Source organism: Mucilaginibacter sp. (genome assembly GCF_039921305.1).
GTDB lineage: Bacteria > Bacteroidota > Bacteroidia > Sphingobacteriales > Sphingobacteriaceae > Mucilaginibacter.
The window spans coordinates 77,330-96,805 of the sequence record NZ_JBDSCA010000012.1 but is presented as its reverse complement, the minus strand read 5'-3'; the positions used below and the strand labels follow the sequence as shown (position 1 = coordinate 96,805).

The 19,476-nt window shown below is 41.7% G+C and carries 17 protein-coding genes; 12 read left to right on the top strand and 5 right to left on the bottom strand.

Going from position 1 to position 19,476, the window contains the following annotated elements; genetic code table 11:
- Positions 1 to 203: 203 nt before the first annotated feature.
- Entirely contained in the window at positions 204 to 2,174 is a 1,971-nt protein-coding gene (locus ABIN91_RS02420; protein WP_348048063.1) for a KUP/HAK/KT family potassium transporter, read from the bottom strand.
- Positions 2,175 to 2,347: 173 nt separating this feature from the next.
- Here ABIN91_RS02420 and ABIN91_RS02415 point away from each other — a divergent pair, with 173 nt between their 5' ends.
- The 4 genes from ABIN91_RS02415 (at position 2,348) to bcp (ending at position 5,752) form a co-directional block, all read left to right on the top strand.
- Complete coding sequence (locus ABIN91_RS02415; RefSeq protein ID WP_348048061.1) at positions 2,348 to 2,872, top strand: T9SS type A sorting domain-containing protein; 525 nt, start codon at positions 2,348 to 2,350, stop codon at positions 2,870 to 2,872.
- An 84-nt stretch (positions 2,873 to 2,956) separates the two neighbouring features.
- Positions 2,957 to 3,568, top strand: coding sequence for a fumarylacetoacetate hydrolase family protein (locus ABIN91_RS02410; RefSeq protein ID WP_348048059.1), 612 nt, complete (start codon positions 2,957 to 2,959; stop codon positions 3,566 to 3,568).
- A complete protein-coding gene (locus tag ABIN91_RS02405) occupies positions 3,565 to 5,289 on the top strand; it encodes a M23 family metallopeptidase (protein ID WP_348048057.1) in 1,725 nt (574 codons plus the stop codon). The genes ABIN91_RS02410 and ABIN91_RS02405 overlap by 4 nt, the downstream gene beginning before the upstream one ends.
- A gap of 1 nt (position 5,290) precedes the next feature.
- On the top strand, positions 5,291 to 5,752 hold the full coding sequence (gene bcp, locus ABIN91_RS02400) for a thioredoxin-dependent thiol peroxidase (RefSeq protein WP_348048055.1): 462 nt from the start codon (positions 5,291 to 5,293) through the stop codon (positions 5,750 to 5,752).
- Between the two features lie 75 nt (positions 5,753 to 5,827).
- Here the strand turns inward: bcp and ABIN91_RS02395 are convergent, their stop codons facing one another.
- A complete protein-coding gene (locus tag ABIN91_RS02395; protein ID WP_348048053.1) occupies positions 5,828 to 6,244 on the bottom strand; it encodes an EamA family transporter in 417 nt (138 codons plus the stop codon).
- Positions 6,245 to 6,490: 246 nt separating this feature from the next.
- Here ABIN91_RS02395 and ABIN91_RS02390 point away from each other — a divergent pair, with 246 nt between their 5' ends.
- The 7 genes from ABIN91_RS02390 to ABIN91_RS02360 all read left to right on the top strand — a co-directional run bounded on the left by ABIN91_RS02390 (position 6,491) and on the right by ABIN91_RS02360 (position 13,890).
- On the top strand, positions 6,491 to 7,045 hold the full coding sequence (locus tag ABIN91_RS02390; protein WP_348048051.1) for a sigma-70 family RNA polymerase sigma factor: 555 nt from the start codon (positions 6,491 to 6,493) through the stop codon (positions 7,043 to 7,045).
- Positions 7,046 to 7,089: 44 nt separating this feature from the next.
- Entirely contained in the window at positions 7,090 to 7,890 is an 801-nt protein-coding gene (locus tag ABIN91_RS02385; RefSeq protein WP_348048049.1) for a hypothetical protein, read from the top strand.
- 34 nt (positions 7,891 to 7,924) lie between these two features.
- Positions 7,925 to 8,434 (top strand): hypothetical protein, encoded by a 510-nt coding sequence (locus ABIN91_RS02380; protein ID WP_348048047.1) that lies wholly within the window; start codon positions 7,925 to 7,927, stop codon positions 8,432 to 8,434.
- Between the two features lie 64 nt (positions 8,435 to 8,498).
- On the top strand, positions 8,499 to 9,689 hold the full coding sequence (locus ABIN91_RS02375) for an aspartate aminotransferase family protein (RefSeq protein WP_348048045.1): 1,191 nt from the start codon (positions 8,499 to 8,501) through the stop codon (positions 9,687 to 9,689).
- Between the two features lie 131 nt (positions 9,690 to 9,820).
- Positions 9,821 to 12,097 (top strand): glycosyltransferase, encoded by a 2,277-nt coding sequence (locus ABIN91_RS02370; RefSeq protein WP_348048043.1) that lies wholly within the window; start codon positions 9,821 to 9,823, stop codon positions 12,095 to 12,097.
- A 9-nt stretch (positions 12,098 to 12,106) separates the two neighbouring features.
- Positions 12,107 to 13,111, top strand: coding sequence for a glycosyltransferase family 4 protein (locus tag ABIN91_RS02365; protein ID WP_348048041.1), 1,005 nt, complete (start codon positions 12,107 to 12,109; stop codon positions 13,109 to 13,111).
- A gap of 68 nt (positions 13,112 to 13,179) precedes the next feature.
- Positions 13,180 to 13,890, top strand: a complete 711-nt coding sequence (locus ABIN91_RS02360; protein WP_348048039.1) for a hypothetical protein — start codon at positions 13,180 to 13,182, stop codon at positions 13,888 to 13,890.
- On the opposite strand, the gene ABIN91_RS02355 is transcribed toward ABIN91_RS02360, so the two are convergent.
- A complete protein-coding gene (locus tag ABIN91_RS02355; protein WP_348048037.1) occupies positions 13,891 to 15,063 on the bottom strand; it encodes an MFS transporter in 1,173 nt (390 codons plus the stop codon).
- Between the two features lie 288 nt (positions 15,064 to 15,351).
- Here ABIN91_RS02355 and ABIN91_RS02350 point away from each other — a divergent pair, with 288 nt between their 5' ends.
- Complete coding sequence (locus ABIN91_RS02350) at positions 15,352 to 16,437, top strand: GAF domain-containing protein (RefSeq protein ID WP_348048035.1); 1,086 nt, start codon at positions 15,352 to 15,354, stop codon at positions 16,435 to 16,437.
- An 81-nt stretch (positions 16,438 to 16,518) separates the two neighbouring features.
- Here the strand turns inward: ABIN91_RS02350 and ABIN91_RS02345 are convergent, their stop codons facing one another.
- Together ABIN91_RS02345 and ABIN91_RS02340 are read right to left on the bottom strand one after the other, a co-directional pair.
- The gene (locus ABIN91_RS02345) at positions 16,519 to 17,982 is read right to left on the bottom strand and encodes a glycoside hydrolase family 130 protein (RefSeq protein ID WP_348048033.1); all 1,464 of its coding nucleotides are present in this window, start codon (positions 17,980 to 17,982) and stop codon (positions 16,519 to 16,521) included.
- 462 nt (positions 17,983 to 18,444) lie between these two features.
- Entirely contained in the window at positions 18,445 to 19,365 is a 921-nt protein-coding gene (locus ABIN91_RS02340; RefSeq protein WP_348048031.1) for a DUF58 domain-containing protein, read from the bottom strand.
- Positions 19,366 to 19,476: the final 111 nt, after the last annotated feature.

Sequence of the window (19,476 nt, the reverse complement as noted above, 5' to 3'; positions counted from 1 at the left end):
ACAACAAACCATAACACTCACCCACGCGTCATTGCGGGGTACGAAGCAAATCCCCGATTAGCAAAGCTACTATTATACAAATTCGCCTTATACAGTTAGGAATTGTTTCCGTACCCCGCAATGTGATGCTAACACGTTAAAACAAAAAGAGCCGAAAGTAAAACTCCCGGCTCTTGATTATGCATCTTGATTGCAGATTCTTCTTACGAAGTATGTCGAACCCGTCTCTTTAATTCCACCGAATCGGGATCAGCTAACAGCAACGGCACTTTTTCAACCGTTACAAAGCTCAGGTCTAAACCAAAACTGCGCTCTTCGGATAAGCTGGCTTTTTTGAGGATAAAGTAATAATTCATGATCGACTTTTCGTAAAGCGACAGGTTGTGTGAGCGCGATAAGATCTTCTCCAAAACAATGAAGCGGAAATCGCCCACTATTTTGTGTTTGTTTAACGAGCTATAACGACTAGTAATATCCACCTCACCATTTTTAACCAAGTCTTCAACCACCTTGCGGAACAAAATGTTCACACCCTGATCAACCCTGAAACCGAGTTTAAAATCAACACGGATCAATTTATTCGGGATCAAAAAGTTCACATCATACTCGCGTACGTGGGGTTCGTCCATTACGTTAACGTGAACCAGCCAGTACACATCGGCACGTTTCGGTTGCTTTTGCAGAATGGAGTAAATGATCTTCGATTCTATTTCCGAATCAAAGTTAGCACTGGTTAGATACACCAGTTGCGATGCATATTTGGGGACCGATTCATCTTCGCTCAACTCTTTCAAAATCGGGAAGTAATCGCTGATTTCGATAAATTTAACATAGCGGTTCCTGATCTTACGGGCCGTATGCCAGCTCCACATGATAGAGAACAGTATGGCGCCAACCGTTAAAGTAAACCAACCACCGTGTAAAAATTTAGCCATGTTACTTGCTAAAAACGTACCCTCGATAGAAATGTACACCGCTAAAAATATCCATATGATATACTTGGGGATGTTTTTAGCCTTCAGAAATTTGGATACCAGAATGGTGGTCATTAACATGGCAATAGTGATACTTAAGCCATAGGCGGCTTCCATTCTATTCGAATGTTCAAATACAGCTACCACAACCAAACAACCGGCCCAAAGCAACCAGTTAACGCTGGGCACATATAATTGCCCACGCTCGTTTGATGGATAAATAATTTTCAGCTTAGGCCAAAGGTTTAAACGCACCGCTTCCGCGATAAGCGTGAACGAACCCGATATTAAGGCCTGGCTGGCAATAACCGCCGCAACGGTAGCTATACCTATTCCATAGATCAGAAACCACGTAGGCATGATCTGGAAGAAAGGGTTAATGTGTATTTCTTTGGTGCCCTCCATGTGAGTAAGCAGCTTTCCTTCGTTTAAAACCAGCCATGCACCCTGGCCCAGGTAGTTTAATACCAAACAGGTTTTAACATACACCCAGCTCACCTGGATATTCGGACGCCCGCAATGGCCCAGATCTGAATATAAGGCCTCGGCACCTGTTGTACATAAAAACACTGCACCTAAAATAATAAAGGCGTTCGGGTCGGTAGCCAACAAATGGATTGCGTAATACGGATTAAGCGCCATAATGATAGATGGCACATGTACTATCTGGATAACACCTAAAACGCCCATCATAGAAAACCAGATAAACATGATAGGCCCGAAACCCTTACCCACGAAGTTGGTACCAAACCTTTGTATCAAAAACAAAAAGGTAATAATAGCTACTACAATATATGTTGTGGGCAAATGCGGATAGAGGATATCAAGCCCCTCGATGGCTGATGAAACCGTAATGGGCGGTGTAATAATACCATCGGCCAGCAAAGCGCAGCCGCCTATTACCGCCGGAACGAGGAGCCACTTGGCCCTTCGGCGTACTAAGGAAAACAGTGAGAAAATCCCCCCCTCACCTTTGTTATCTGCCCTGAGCGTGATAACAACATATTTTAAGGTGGTTTGTAAAGTTAGTGTCCAGAATATGAGCGAGATACCGCCGAATATCAGATCGGCGTTGATAACCTCTTTACCTACAAGCGCGGTAAACACGTATAGTGGTGATGTACCGATATCACCGTATATGATACCTAAGCTGATCAGGACCCCCGCAGCCGACAGCTTACTGAAATTATTGTGCGACATTTATTATAGAAAATAATATTATACTAAACTATTTAAACACTTTTACGTATACTCTTTATACGGCAAGCTTTCATTTCAATGTTAAATAATGTTAAATTGAAAGCGGCCAACTAATAATAATAATTCTAAACAAGTTTTATTTATACTTTTGCAACCAGTACTAACCGAATTTGATGAGACATTTCTACCTGTTTGTATGTTCATTTTTTATGCTGATCACTACCGTGGCCAGTCTGAATTATGCCCTTGCAGATGGTAAAAATCCACGAAAATCCGACACGACGAAATTAGTCAAAGTATTTACAAATAAAAACGATAAATCCTACCTCAAAAATGGGATTAAAATACCACTTCCGGCGCTTAAAGCGGGTATTACCATTTACGGCAGTAACAGTACCCTCAACAGAAACTCGCTCAATAAGTTTGACCAGGATAAACTATTAAGCAATGTGCAGGTTTTCCCTAACCCGATTACCGACCAGATCAACCTGCGTTATTATGTGGCCAAAAACAGCAATGTGAGCATAAAAATAATGGATGTGCTGGGTAACGAGGTGATCACGCTCTTCTCGCAGCGGGTTGATCCGGGTGAGCAAAAGTTCACATTTAACTTAAACAATAAGTTATCAAGCGGCTTTTACTTTATCAGAATGATGGTGGGTACCGAAGCTGTGATGAAAAGAATATCAATATTGTAATAAACATTTTGTACAAAGCCCCGTTCTTAACTAAGAGCGGGCTTTTATTTTTTTAGCTTTGGCTCATAAATTTCTGCAAAATAGATGAAGATAATAGCCATAGGCCGCAATTACGCGGAGCATGCCAAAGAATTAAACAACCCCGTGCCCAGCGTACCCGTAATTTTTATGAAACCGGATACCGCGCTGCTAAAAGATAACAAACCATTTTACCACCCGGAATTTTCACAGGATGTACATCACGAGTTAGAAATTGTACTGAAAATATGCAAGGAAGGTAAAAGCATTAACGAAAAATTTGCTGCCGCTTACTATGATGAGATCGCTTTGGGGATTGATTTTACTGCCCGTGATATTCAAACCCGCCATAAAGAGAAGGGCCTGCCCTGGGAACTGGCCAAGGCGTTTGATAATTCGGCCCCGGTTAGTAATTTTGCGCCTAAATCTAAATTTGCTGACTTATACGATCTGAATTTCCATTTGGATATTAATGGCGCTGTCCGTCAGCAAGGCAGTACAAAGGATCTATTATTCTCGTTCGAAAAGATCATCGCTTTTGTATCGGGATACATCACCTTGAAAAAGGGTGATCTGATCTTTACCGGAACTCCACCGGGCGTATCCAAAGTTGCCATAGGCGACCGATTGGAAGGTTATTTAGAAAATGAAAAACTTTTAGACTTTTATATTAAGTGACGATAAAAAAAGCCATTGCCTGCTTCTCTTTTGCTTTTGTGGGATTAACATTCAGGGCACAATCCCAGGATGTTGTTCAAACCCACACCTATCCGCAAGACGTTTTCCGCTATCCGCTTGATCTTCCGCCTACTACGGCTGGCTCGTTTGGTGAGTTACGCTCTAACCACTTCCATTCGGGGTTAGATTTTAAAACCAACCAGCGCACCGGTTATCCCGTTCACGCGGTTTATGAGGGCTATGTATCACGCTTAAGGATACAATACGGGGGCTTTGGCCGCGCGGTTTACATTACACATCCAAACGGATTCACTTCGGTTTATGGGCATTTAGATCACTTAACACCGGCTCTTGCTAAAATTGTACATGATTATCAGTACGAGCACCATACCTGGGAGGCTGATATTACCTTATTGCCTTTAACACAACACGTGAGCAAAGGCGAGGTATTCGCGTGGTCGGGTAACGCGGGAGCATCCGCGGGGCCACATGTGCATTTTGAATTGAGGGATGCCGCTACCGAGCAAACCATTAACCCGCAATTGTTTGGTTTAACCATTCCGGATAAGGTGCCACCATCTATAACCGGGATATACGCTTATCATTTAAACGGATTACCATTCAGTGAAAAAACACCTAAAGATTTTTACTTAGTAACTGGTGTTGGCGACAGCTATCATTTGGTAAAATCATCTACAATTACCCTTAGCGGTGAATGCGGGTTCGGAATTATGGCGATAGACAGGAACAGCACATCAATGAATAAGAATGGCGCCTATTCTATCCAATTAAAGGTTGATGGTAAGTTGATCTATACCTTCGCGGTTGAGCGTTTCGCCTTTGATCAAACGCATGCCATTAACGCGCATATTGATTTCCCGGCGTATTTGACTACCGGCCGCGAGATACAGAAAAGCTTTATTTTACCAGGAAACAAAATATCGGTGTATCCGCAATCTGTAAACCGGGGTATTGTTACTTTTAACGATGATGCGGTACACGATATTGAATATATCGTGAAGGATGTTGCGGGTAACACATCAACATTAAAATTCAGGGTAAAATCAAAACCTGTCCCAGAGAATACATTGAACGAAAAGCCACCGGGTGTGTTATTCAAGTATGATCAGCATAATGATTTTAGCTTTGATAAGGTAAGGGTGATCATCCCGCAAGGTAACTTATACGATGATCTGTATTTTAATTATGCTGTTTTATCGCACAAATCGGGGGCTTACTCAACTACCTATCGTATTCATAACCACTTTACGCCAGTTCACGATAGTTTTGAGCTTTGGATTAAGCCTGATAGCACCATTGGCGCACTGGCAAACAAGGCGGTGATTGTAAGTTCGGAGCGTGGCTCGGAAGGTGGCATTTATGAGAATGGCTATATTAAAGCGCATTGCAGGGCATTTGGCGATTTTTATGTAAGGATAGATACCGTGCCGCCGGTAATTACACCGATCAACATCAGCGAGGGCAAAAGCATGACTGCATCGCGAACGATATCGTTTAAAATGAACGATAATCTATCGGGCATTAAATCATACAATGGAACTATTGACGGGCATTGGGTTTTGATGGAGTTGGATTATAAAACCAAAGTTTTAAGCTTTACATTTGATGAGAGTATCAAACCCGGCAAACATGTGTTCAATTTAACTGTTGCCGACAATAAAGATAACGTATCACAATTTACTGCTAATTTTTACCGATAATATGGCAACACTAAAAGAAGGCGACAAAGCCCCCGATTTTACCGCGAAAAACCAAAATGGCGAAACTACTTCATTATCCGATTTTTTGGGTAAGAGTGTGATATTGTACTTTTATCCAAAAGATGATACCCCGGGCTGTACCGCCGAAGCCTGTGATTTTAGGGATAACTATCAATCGCTGTTATCACAAGGTTTCCAGGTTATTGGTGTGAGCACCGACGATGAAAAATCGCACAAAAAGTTTGAGAGCAAGTACAGCCTGCCTTTCCCGCTGATCGCTGATCACGAAAAAAACATTGTTGAAGACTACGGCGTTTGGGTAGAGAAAAACATGTACGGCAAAACCTATATGGGTACTGCCAGAACTACATTCTTAATTGGGCCTGATGGTTTGATCAAACATGTTATTAGCAAGGTGGATACCAAAAACTCGTCGCAGCAGATATTGGATCTGTTGGGATAATGATTGATAGATTGATGACTGAAGGATTGAATATATTGATTGGCTTATTACTCACTCAATCCTTCAGTCATTCAATCATTTTAAAATCAGCACAAAGGTACCGCCAATAATCATGGCTGCCCCTACGCCTGTTTTCCAGGTGAGTGATTCGCCCAGGAACAATACTGAAAGTAAGATAGCTAAAGCCACACTCAGTTTATCTATCGGCGCTACTTGTGATACCTTACCCAATTGCAGGGCCTTAAAATAAAATATCCACGATAAGCCCGTGGCACATCCCGAAAGGATCAGAAAAATCCAGTTTTGTTTATTGAGGTTACCTATGGCATGCTCGCCACCCTTAAACAAAACTATGGCCCAGGCTAAAAGCACAATAACTACCGTTCGGATAGCGGTTGCCAGATCAGTATCTACCCCTTTGATACCGATCTTAGCAAAAATGGCAACCAGTGCCGCAAAAAAGGCTGAAAGTAAAGCGTATATCCACCACATAATTTTTAATGATTGAAGTTTGAAGGGTTGAATGACTGAATAATTATACCATTTATTATGGTATTTGTTTGCATTTAACAATGCAATTTTAGCTATATAAACTGTTAAAAATCTGTGTAATCATCAAATCAGTGGTCGAAACATTCAATCCTTCTCTCATTCAATCCTTCAATCATTATTTATTATATTTGCCTTTGAAACACAATGCTCTAATTAGCGTTTAAACAAAAAACTAATAGCCCATACATGTCTACTCAGGTTGAAGATACAGTTATACTGGAGAAATTCCAGGATGAAAAAACCAGGAACGAGGCATTTAACCTGTTACTGAAAAAATACCAGCAAAAAATTTACTGGCACATCCGCCGCATGGTTGTAAATCATGATGATGCCGACGATCTGGTTCAGGATGTTCTTGTAAAAGTTTGGAAGAGCCTGCCCAGCTTTCGCGCCGATGCGCAACTATACACCTGGATGTATCGTATTGCTACAAACGAGTGTATCACCTTTTTAAATCGCAAAAAGTTAAAGAATAACGTTCCGTTGGATGATGTATCCAACGAATTGGCAGAATCGTTAGCCGACTCGACTTACTTTGATGGCGATAAGGCGATGTTGAAGCTCCAAAAAGCCTTATTAACCTTACCCGAAAAACAAAAGCTGGTTTTTAACATGAAATATTATGATGAAATGAAATACGAAGAGATGAGCGAAGTGCTTGGAACAAGCGTTGGAGCACTCAAATCGTCGTTTCATTTGGCTGTGAAAAAAATTGAAGCATTTTTATTGGCAGAAGATTGATTTAGATTAAACCTTTTGCCAAAAAAAACATCTATACCCTAGTAATGAGTAACGAAAGAGAAAATAAAGAATGGTTAAATGAGTATCCGGCGCTAAGCAAGGTTAGTCCTGCAAACGCGTTTACGGTGCCTGATAACTATTTTGAAGAGATGGAGGGCAGGATTATGGATGAAATTCGATTACTAAAATTTAAGGAAACCAATCCGCAGGATGGTTTTAAAATACCTGAAAACTACTTTGACGATCTAACCCAAAACATTCAAAGCCGTATAGCTATTGAAGAGATTTTGAGCACGGATAAAGGTTTCAAAGTGCCTGAGAATTATTTTGACGAGCTAACCAATAATATTCAAAGCCGGGTGGCTATTGATGAGTTATTGAATACAGATAAAGGATTTACTGTTCCTGAAAACTACTTTGAAGATCTGTCACAAAATATTGAAGCCCGTATTGCTGTTGATAAATTGATCAATGCCGAGGAGGGCTTTATTGTTCCTGAAAATTATTTTGAAGAATTAGAGGCTCGTATTTTACAAAAAACAGTAGGTATACTGGCACCAGCCCAACAAAATAAACCTATTGTACGCAAACTTTGGAGTAGAGATGTATTTAAGTACGCCGCAGCCGCTTGTTTAACTGTATTTGTTGGAGCCGCAGTTTTGATGAGCGAATTTAATGACGCTGCTATTCATAACCGTTCAGATCTGCACAGGGCTTTGTCTAAGGTATCAAAAAGTGATCTGCAGGATTACCTTGAATTAAGTGGTGACTCACCTACCTTAATGGAGAATGACGATCCCAATAACATACCGGCAACCGATACCGGCAACGAAACAATGAATTAAAATAACCATATTTACGGTTATAGAATATATTATAATGCGACATTTATCTGTTATAGTCTTACTTTTTATTTGTCTGGCGGCTTACGGCCAAGCAGATGCTACCACCTTGCGCGATGATCAGAAGCAGCAACAAGACCGCAAAGATCAAAAGATGGAACGCAGGGGAGGTAAAGGAAACAAATCTCCGGATGGATTAAACCGCATCAGACTCATCAGAACAGCTTATATTACCAAAAGACTTGAGTTAACACCTGCGCAAGCAGAAAAATTTTGGCCACTATATAACAAATACCAGGAAGAAATGGCCGCTGTTCAAAAACAGATCAGGCAGAACAACTCGCCTTCGCAAACTAACGGTAAGGACCAGGTATTAAATGAACTGGCTTTAGACGAAAAGAAGACGAATATCAAAAAATTTTACACCAACGAGTTTTTAAAGATATTACCTTTTGAAAAGGTAAGTTTGATATACAAAAGCGAAAAAGATTTTATGGACGAGGTGATCAAAAAAATGCGCGAACAAAAAAGCGAAGCCAATAATTGATCAATAGTATTGATATAAGCGAAGGCTTTCGGGTAATTCCGGAAGCCTTTGTTATTTTTGCGGCATGATAACCTTGAGGCAACTTTTTTTAAACCACAATGCGCAAACCACACACTTCCCATTATTATTGGAGTTTGAGCGCGCCAAGGGTGTTTATTTATACGATAAGGAAAACAAGCCCTATCTTGACCTGATCTCTGGTATCGGCGTAAGCAATATTGGGCACTCCCACCCCAAAGTTATTAACGCCATAAAAGAACAGGCCGAAAAATACATGCACCTGATGGTTTACGGTGAGTATGTACAGGCTCCACAGGTTAAATTTGCCGAGAAGCTGGCATCGTTACTGCCTTCGCAACTGCAATCAACCTACTTTGTTAATTCGGGTGCCGAGGCTGTTGAGGGAGCATTAAAACTGGCAAAGCGTTATACCGGCCGCGCAAATATTATCGCTTGTAAAAACTCGTACCATGGCAGCACGCACGGCGCTTTAAGTGTAATGGGTAACGAAGAGTATAAGCAAGCCTACCGCCCTTTACTGCCCGGAATACAATTTATTGAATTTAATAACCCGGTTGATTTAGAGCAGATCAACACCGAAACCGCCTGCGTTTTAATTGAAACCATACAAGGCGAAGCAGGGATCCGGGTGCCGGATATGGCATATATGCAGACACTGAGAGAACGTTGCACCCAAACAGGGACGCTCTTGATTTTAGACGAAATACAAGTAGCTATGGGCCGCACTGGTAAAATGTTCGCCTTTGAGCATTTTGGTATTGTGCCCGATATTTTGGTAATGGCTAAAGCTTTGGGAGGCGGTATGCCTATTGGCGCGTTTATATCTTCGACAGAGATCATGGGTTCGTTAAAGGAGAACCCAATACTTGGGCATATTACAACCTTTGGCGGGCACCCGGTATGTTGTGCGGCCGGTTTAGCCGGATTAGAGGTTTTGCTGGATGAGCAATTAATTGAACAGGTTGAGCAAAAAGAGAAATTGATGCGCGGCTTGCTTGTTCATCCGGCTATCCGCGAAACCCGTGGCAAGGGCCTCATCCTAACCATTGAACTGGAAAGCTTTGAGTTTAACAAGCAAGTGATTGACCGTTGTATTGAGCATGGCGTTATTACCGACTGGTTTTTGCATTGCAGCAACTCTATGCGCATAGCCCCCCCGTTAATTATTACCGAAGCCCAAATAAGGCAGGCATGCGCTGTAATATTGGGGGCTTTGGATTTTTATTCGCGATAAGCGAATTTACAAGTATCTCAATAAAAACCACTTAAATGTTACATTAAAGCAACATTACTTCCCAATATATACAAACAATTGCGCATACTTAGTGTTATTAATGCACACTATCTAAAACACATATTTTTTGTATGCGCATTGCTTATATATCTACATATCCACCCCGCGAGTGCGGTATAGCAACATTTAATCAAAATTTAGTACGCGCGGTTAATGCCAATTTTACCGGCGATGACGCAGTTACCCAATGTGGTTTTGTTGTTGCCATGAATGACTCTGAAAAGCTTAAGGACTATGAATATCCGGAAGAAGTAAAATTCACCGTTCGTCAGGATAATCAAAAAGATTACATACGTGCTGCTAACTATTTAAACACCAGCAATGCCGATGTGTGCATCCTGGAGCATGAGTTTGGTATTTACGGTGGTGAAAGTGGCATCTATATTTTACCCTTGATAAACCGTTTAGAGAAACCGCTTGTTACCGTTTTACATACCGTATTGCGCGAACCCAGTTTTGTACAAAAGATCATTATGCGCGAGATTGCCGATCAATCATCTAAAGTGATTGTAATGAGTAAACGCGCGGTTGAATTTTTGACCAGTATATACGAGATACCTGCCGAAAAGATCCAGATCATTGAACATGGTGTGCCAGATCTGGAAGCATCCGAAAATAACGAGATCAAAAAATTGCCTGCCTTTAAAAACAAAAAGGTGTTGTTCACTTTTGGTTTAATAAGTAGGAATAAGGGTATGGAAACCGTTATTAAAGCCTTACCTGCGATAGTAAAACAACACCCTGATGTGATGTATGTTATTTTAGGTAATACGCACCCGGGCGTTTTAAAGAACAATGGTGAGGAATATCGAGACAGCTTAAAACGTTTGGCCGCGCAATTAGGGGTTAGTAAGCATTTAACGTTCATCAACAAATTCGTATCCGAAGAGGAGTTGTTTCAATACCTAACCGCCATTGATATTTATATTACACCGTACTTAAACGAAGCCCAAATTACCAGCGGAACTTTATCGTACGCCATTGGCGCGGGTGCAGCGGTGGTATCAACCCCATACTGGCATGCCCAGGAGTTACTGGACAATGATCGTGGGCGCATATTTGATTTTAAAGATCATGAGCAGTTAGGCGCGATAGTAAATGATTTATTGGGTAACCCCGAATCGTTAAAGCAATTAAAACGCAATGCCTATGATTATGGGCTACATACACGTTACCCTAAAATTGGTGCCGAATATATTAAAGTAGCCCAGGAAGCAGCAGCCAAACATGACCTGAACGACAAGATACTGCAAAGTACCATTGTTGACCCCGAAATTATGCCACGCTTTAGTTTGGACCATGTGTTGAGATTAACGGATGATACGGGCATAGTTCAGCATGCTAAATTTGGGATTCCTAACCTAAAAGAGGGTTATTGTTTGGATGATAATGCCCGCGCCCTGATTATGGCTTTGATGGCTTATCAGCGCAATAAAAGTCCGGAGGCATTAAAGTTGTTGCCCATTTACCTGAGCTACATCCATTACATGCAAACCGAGGATGGCAACTTCCGTAACTTTTTGAGTTTTAGCAGGCAGTATTTAGATGAAGTTGGCTCGGAAGATTCTTTTGGTAGAACGATATGGTCTTTAGGCTACCTGATCAATTGCGCTACAAATAACTCGTACCGCGAGTTTGCTGTGGAGATATTCCATAAGGCTATTCAGCAGTTTAAAAACCTGACCCATATCCGCGGACAAGCCAATACCATTATTGGGATAGCCTTGTATCTTAAAGTTTTCCCCGGTGATGATGGGCTGATACAGGAAATGAAAAACCTTACTCTGCCGTTAATGGACGCCTATGAAGCAAATAGTGACGATAACTGGCACTGGTTTGAAGATGTGATGACCTATGACAATGCCATATTACCATTAGCGCTGATGCACTCTACCGAAATAACCGGCGACCCCGACGTGAAAAGAGTGGCATTGGAAGCTATGGATTTTTTAGATAAGGCGACTTTATCAAACGGCTATTTGAGTCCGGTTGGTAACGAAGGTTGGTACCGGAAAGGTGGTAAATTCCCGGAATACGACCAGCAGGCTATTGAAACTATGGCTATGGTGCTGATGAATTTTCAGGCTTATCAACTATGGCACAAGCCTGAGTATATTGAAAAAATGTTTGCCTGCTATATGTGGTTTTTAGGGGATAACAGCTTACGCGCTCCGTTGTACGACCATGAAACGAAGGGTTGCTGCGATGGTATTTTGCCAACCGGCATTAACCGTAACCAGGGAGCAGAAAGTACACTCGCTTACCTCATCAGCCATTTAACTGTGCTAAAGGCTTTCGAGTTGGAGTATGAGTACCATAAGTACGGACAAACTATTGAGCTTTGTTAATTTAGCCGTATGAAAGTAGCCGTATTAGCACCTGTAGCCTGGCGCACACCGCCACGGCATTATGGGCCATGGGAACAAATAGCGTCGAATATTGCCGAGGGCATTATCAAATTAGGTGCCGAAGTAACGCTTTTTGCCACAGGCGATTCTATCACCGAAGGCAAGCTATCTTCTATCTGCGAAAGTGGGTATGAGGAAGACCGTACGCAGGATGCCAAAGTATTGGAATGCCTGCACATCAGTAACCTGATGGAGCGCGCTAAAGAATTCGATATTATTCATAATAACTTTGATTTTTTACCCCTCACCTATTCCCGGTTGATCAAAACGCCGATGATAACTACCATTCATGGTTTTTCGTCGCCACGGATAATCCCGGTTTATAAAAAGTATAATACGACATCTCATTATGTATCGATCAGTAATGCGGACCGTAGTCCTGATTTGAGTTACTTAGCCACAGTTTATAATGGCCTTGATCTGGATGCTTTTAGTTTTAACGATTCGCCGGATGATTACCTGCTTTACTTTGGCAGGATACACCATGATAAGGGCGCTGCCGAAGCTATTGAGATAGCTAAAAAGAGTAAAAAACGATTGCTGATAGCCGGTATCATTCAGGATGAAAATTATTTTAAGCAAAAGGTTGAACCACATTTAAACAGCAAGATCCAGTTTATAGGCCATGCCGGGCCAGATAAGCGAATGGAGCTTTTGAGCAATGCATCGGCATTATTGCATCCCATCAATTTTAACGAACCTTTTGGGATGAGCGTTGCCGAAGCGATGATTTGCGGAACACCCGTTATCGCTTTTAACCGTGGCTCAATGCCGGAATTAATTAAGGACCAGGAAACCGGTTTTTTGGTTAATACCGTTGATGAAGCCGTTGATGCTGTGAAACGCATCCCCCGGATAAACCGTTACAACTGCACGCAATGGGCCAAAGATAATTTCTCGAAAGAGAAAATGGCGAGTGACTATTGGGGATTGTATAAAAGGATTTTGAGGTAATTGGCGTTTGCCATTGTTGGTTTAGATTTATTAGGTATATTCATCACATAAACCTAAATATCCGCATCATGAAAAATTTGATGTTATTGCCGCTTTTGTTCTTCGCAAATATTATTTACGGGCAAAGCTTTCATTATCCTGTTGTTCAGCAGCAAGGTAAAACAATGAAGGATTTTGCTCCCCCGGGATGGACTGTTTTGGCAAGTGCTACAGGCGACCTGAATAAAGATAATATACCCGATGCAGCGGTAATTTTACAACATAAAGATAGCGTAAACTTTGTTGAACAATTGGACAGCGGCCATACCTTTACCGTAGTTACCCAACCCCGAATACTGATCATCTTATTCAAAAGCAAAGCGGATAACCAATTTCACCTTGCTGAACAGAATAACGACTTTGTGATGCTACACGATAGCCCTACCAGAGAGGAGCCCTTTCAGGAAATGGCAATAGATAAGGGGATTCTTAAATTCGATTACCAAATTTTTTGCAATGCAGGCTGCTGGGAAATAACTAACCTCACCTATAAATTCAGATATCAGGCTAACGAGTTTACATTAATAGGTGCCGATTATTATTCTATGCACAGGGCAACACATGCCAGCCAGAATTACAGTTTTAACTTTTTAACCAAAAGAAGAACCAAAAACATCAGTGCTAATGATGATGATAAAGGGTATGGTGATACAAAAGCTATTCATATCGCGGCCCTTAAAACCCTCAAAACGTTAAAGTCGGTGTTCAGTTGGGAGGTTGAAAAAGATTTTTACTTATAACTAAGCCAATTGAGATTCAAGGGACTTTACTCTTTTCTGTCTTTTAATCAGCATCCACCCAAACGCCGTCCCAACCAAAGCCATGCAAGCGCCTACCAACGATGGCGAAGCATAACCCAAACCGGCAGCGATAGGCAGGCCACCAAAAAAAGCACCCAAAGCATTGCCCACATTAAAGGCGGCCTGTGTGGCGGCTGCGCCAAGCATTTCGGCTTCGGCGGCAGTTTTGATCATGAGGATCTGGATGGGTGTGGCTAAGGCTATTGACAATGCCCCGGCTATGAATGTTAATATTAAGGAGGCGATCTGGTTTCCGGATAAGAGAAAGATCAAAACCAGCGTTGTAGCCATCGCGATAAGCAGAACGATGCAGGCTTTAACAGGCTCCATTTTATCGGCCAAACGGCCACCTATAATATTACCTACCACCATACCGAAGCCAGCCAATATCATGATATAGGATACCGTATTGGCGGCAAAGTGAGAAACTTCGGTCATGAGCGGGGCTATGTAACTTATCCAGGCAAATAAGCCACCAGTACCTATGGCTGTAATGAGGATGATGAGCCATGCTTCGGTACGTTTGAACAAGGCCAGTTCTGATTTGATATTACCGGCCCTGTTAATAGGCAATTTAGGTAGCCACAACTGAATAAATATTATGGTAATGATACCGATAAGCGTTACAATACCAAACGTGTACCGCCACGAGTAATGGTGGCCAACGTAAGTACCTAAAGGCACAATGAGCAGGTTGGCTATAGTTAACCCGGCAAACATAATGGAGATAGCTTGGGCTTGTTTGCCCTTTTGGGCAAGACGGCTGGCTACTACCGCGCCTACGCCAAAAAATGCGCCGTGTGGTAAACCCGAGAATAACCTCGCGATAAGCAAAGCCGTATTATTAGGTGCAAATGCCGAAAAAGCGTTGAAGAGCGTAAAAATAGTCATCAGCGCGAGTAGGATCTTTTTTGGTTCAAAGCTGCTGCTTATCGCGACAAGCAACGGGGCTCCAATAACTACGCCCAATGCATATGCCGATATTAAGTGCCCGGCTACGGGGATACTGATATTAAAATCGCGGGCTATATCGGGTAGTAAACCCATCATCACAAATTCGGTGGTACCTATGCCTAAGCCACCAAGCGCTAACGGTATTAAGTTTTTTTTCAATAGATCGATATTTACTGGTGTACTTATTACACTATGCAAATTTACGGCTTCTGGTTGCCTTGTTGGCTATGTGCTTTGTCATTTAAATTTAATAGTTTAGGTTTGAATTATCGGCAGCGACAAAACAAAGTAAAGTAAAAACACCACTAAATAACATTTAATGTACCTCCACAAAATACTTGCTCATAAACTCTGTTATAAGGTAAATTAAGAATTTTACTTTACCTTTACACCATGTAGTTGTATATAATAGACTACAGAAAAACGCACATCTATCTAAATCTTTTTATGCCCCAACAAGAGTTAGACCGTTTGCAGACCGTTCATCGTTTTTTGACCCTTAAGATTGACAGGGATCGAAATTTACAGGAAATAGCCGAGCTTGCGTCGGAACTATGTGAAACTCCTATTGCACTCATTAGTTTAATTGAGGAGGATAAACAGTATTTTAAATATAAGGTAGGCATTGATTTGGAATATGTGATGCGCACTGATACCTTTTGCCAGCATTTGCCACCAGGCAATGATTTACTGATAATTGAAGATTCGCTGCTTGACACCCGTGTTATAAATAACGCTTGTGTAATAAGTGAACCCAATGTTCGCTTTTACGCTGGTATACCCCTCAATACACACGATGGGCACAACCTGGGTAGCTTGTGTGTAATTGACACCCAACCACGCCAGATAAACAAGGCCCAGCAACACCTGCTAAAAGTGTTAGGTAAACGCATTATCCAGATCATGGAGTTTGAGTTTAGCCTGAACATTCTTAAAGAACAATACATACAGGCTAAAGAAGCCGAAACCAAGTTGCGTTCGTTTTTTGAGAGCGGTAACTCTTGCCATAGCCTAATTGGCAAAGAGCTTGAAATAATAGCCTTTAACAGAAACATGGCCGAATTTATTGAGCGCACATACAACGTTGAAATGCATGCGGGGATGAAAGTAGATGAGATACTATCGGGACCTGCACTTGAGCGTTTTGTTGATGAATACAAAACCGCCCTGAGCGGTATTCCCCTACGATACGAACGCGAAGTTACTTACCCTACCGAAACTATTTGGTGGGCCATTACCTTTGATCCGGGTTATAATGCAGAGGGCGAGATCATCGGTATATCATTTAACGCTTACAATATTACCGAACGGATATTGCACGAGCAGCAAATATTAGCACAAAACGATTCACTTAAAAACATAGCCCACATCCAATCGCACGAGTTACGCCGCCCCGTGGCTTCTATACTGGGTTTTATGGAAATATTCCGCAGCAATGGCTACCAGGCCACACACGATGAGCTGCTGTTAATGGAATATGCCACCAAAGAACTTGATGTGCGGATAAGAAACATTGTAGATTACACCGGTTAGCCGGTGAGCGGTTAATTGTGAATAGTGAGTGGTTAACGGACAATCATTACCATTTTACAACTACCCGCTAACTACTCACCATTATGATTCCTTCTTCAACTTATCCAACAGATCTTTCAACTCGACCAAAGCGAACGAGGAGCCATAATCGGACAAGCCATAGGGCAATATCAGTTTACCATTATGGATTATTGAGCCGCAAGAGTAAACCACGTTGGGCACATAACCTTCGCGTTCATCTTTATTGGGTATTAACAATGGTTCGTTCAAACGGCCAATTACTACCGACGGATCATCCAGTTTAAGTAAACTCACACCTAACACGTATCTGCGCATAGCGCCTACACCATGGGTTATAATTAACCAGCCGTCCTCGGTTTCTATGGGCGACCCGCAGTTGCCTATCTGCACAAACTCCCATGAAAACTTGGGTTCTTGCAACAGAATGGGCTTTTCCCATACATTGATCTTATCCGAATACATGATGTAATTGTTCCAGCCATCAATGCGCGACATCATTACGTATTTACCGTTTATTTTGCGTGGGAACAAAGCCAGGTTTTTGTTTTGCGCGCCCGCACCATATAAGGGACGTACTTTAAAGTCGATAAAATCGGTGGTTTCTAACAACTTAGGCATAATGAGCGAACCATCATAGGCAGTATAGGTAGCGTAATAAGTGAAGCTACCGTCATCCTGAGTAAATTTCACAAAGCGGGCATCCTCAATACCTTTACGTTCAAATTCTGAAATAGGGAATATTACCCTGTCGGATATGTCGGTATCCAACGAAAAAACGATCTCGTAGTATGAATCGGCCAGCCAGAGCATTTTATCGAACTCGATTTTCTTCAGATCATCAGTCTCCAGCTTTTGCGAATCGAGTATAATGCGGCGCAGACTTGAATATTCAAAATGATCCTCTAACTTATCTTCCAGCTCCTTTAATACCGATATATTGATCTGTGTAATAGCTGCTTTTTCAAAAAACAGTTTTTTGTTATACATCGCGTTGCGGATAACCTCGGCTTCATCAATATAGTTACCTGCACCAATTACTTCGATATTATTGTCCTTATCTATTAAAGCGCGGCGAAAAGAGATGGACGAGATATGCCCCTCACCTACTGCCCTAAAGCTGATGATCATCCTTTTTTCACCCTCTTGCAGTTCACTCTGGTCAGGGTCTTCAATCATAGATGGATTAAAAAACGCAGCCGATTCTATGGAATATTCATGTGTAAAATATGAGCCTATCAATAGCTTGCGGAAATTGGATACTTCGTTCAGATCGATATCTAATTGCTCAAAAATATCTTTTAGCTTATTGCAGTGTCGCTGCATTACCTTGGTAATGTTACGATGGCGCTTGGAGTATTCTTGCAAAATAGGTGATATGATATCAAAAACCTGCTGCTCACTCAGTTCCATTATTTTTTGGATTACGCCTTGGGCCCGTTCTGAACCATTAAAAAAGAATCGGGCAATTACGCGTTTAGCATCAGGATTTACTTTTACGGCTGTACGTTGAATGGCTAATCTCATATAGTATACGGTATAATCAGATGTTGTAACAACTGTAAATTGAAATTGATTTGGATAATTTAAGATAATGATAAGGATTCCAATTCAACTTAAATGATTTTACAGTGTTTAATTCTCATAACTGATTTAGTATTATGGGACCGATGCACCAAGTATTCAGATGATTATTGGTATCTTTGTAACTGGTAATAAGACCAAGCAAAAGCGCATATTTATTTGTGTGCTACTTTGTACAGGAAAATGCACGAGGTAAGATGGAAAATTTGTTGTAAACACCGACAAATACCGATGGCCATTCCGGTTATTGCATGTGGATATGGCCTTTGCGTTCGTCCTTCGAATGACGCTCAGGATGACACCCTTCCGCACTTTGTTAAAACACCGATAAATACCGACAAATTGTTATTCCGGTTATTGAAGTTAGGCATGGTAAAACAGACGCTAATGGGATGCTCAGGGTTTCTACATCATCTTATTCCGCTTAACCAGATAGGCTTTTAGCACTTTATCAAAGCCATTGTGAATATTGGCATCAATGAGATCAATGTGATACTGGGCGCATTTCAATTGAAGCTCTTTGCGCCAGGTGCTGAGTGAGTTTAAATAGCTATTGCGGATCTCGTTCGGGTGTACACGTAACTCCTCTCCGCTTTCTAAGTCGATAAAATGATGTGGTTGGTTACCAAAATCAAAGGCCAGTTCTTTTTGATGGTCGGATACATTAAAGATCACGATCTCGTGCTTATTATGCTTCAGATGTTGCAAGGCGGAAAACAGCGCTTCCGATTTTTGCGCATCCATCCCATTCTCCAGCATATCGCTGAACAGGATGATCATGGAACGTTGGTGTACATCTTCGGCAATGTGGTGCAGTACACCCGCGATATCGGTTTGGTTGTTCGCTTTGGGCTGCTCATACATGCGCTCTAATTCGGCGAACAAATAGTACAGGTGTGTTGATGTGGACCGCGCCCGGCTCAACCAATCTACCTTATCCGAGAAGAAACACAAGCCAAAAGCATCACGCTGCTTTTTAAACAAATACATTAATGACGCGATGGCATATACCGAAAACTGCATCTTACTCATCCCCTTATCGGGATAATTCATGCTTGATGAGGTGTCCAGCAGCAGGTAGCTGCGCAGGTTGGTTTCTTCTTCAAACTGTTTTACGTAAAGCCTGTCGGTACGCGCCATCAGCTTCCAGTCGATATTTTTGACAGATTCGCCATTGTTATACAAACGGTGTTCGGCAAACTCAACAGAAAAGCCGTGGAAAGGACTTTGGTGTAAGCCGGTAATAAAACCCTCAACAACCTGTTTGGCCAATAGTTCGAGGTTGGCTAATTGTTGTAACTGGCTGTTTGTGCTTAATGATGGCATGAGCTTGCGTACTTTTTATTTACTAAATTACTATATATTTATGCTAATAATCAACCTATGATATTATTCACAGTTAAACGTTATTCAAATTTCCGAAATTGGGTATGTTAT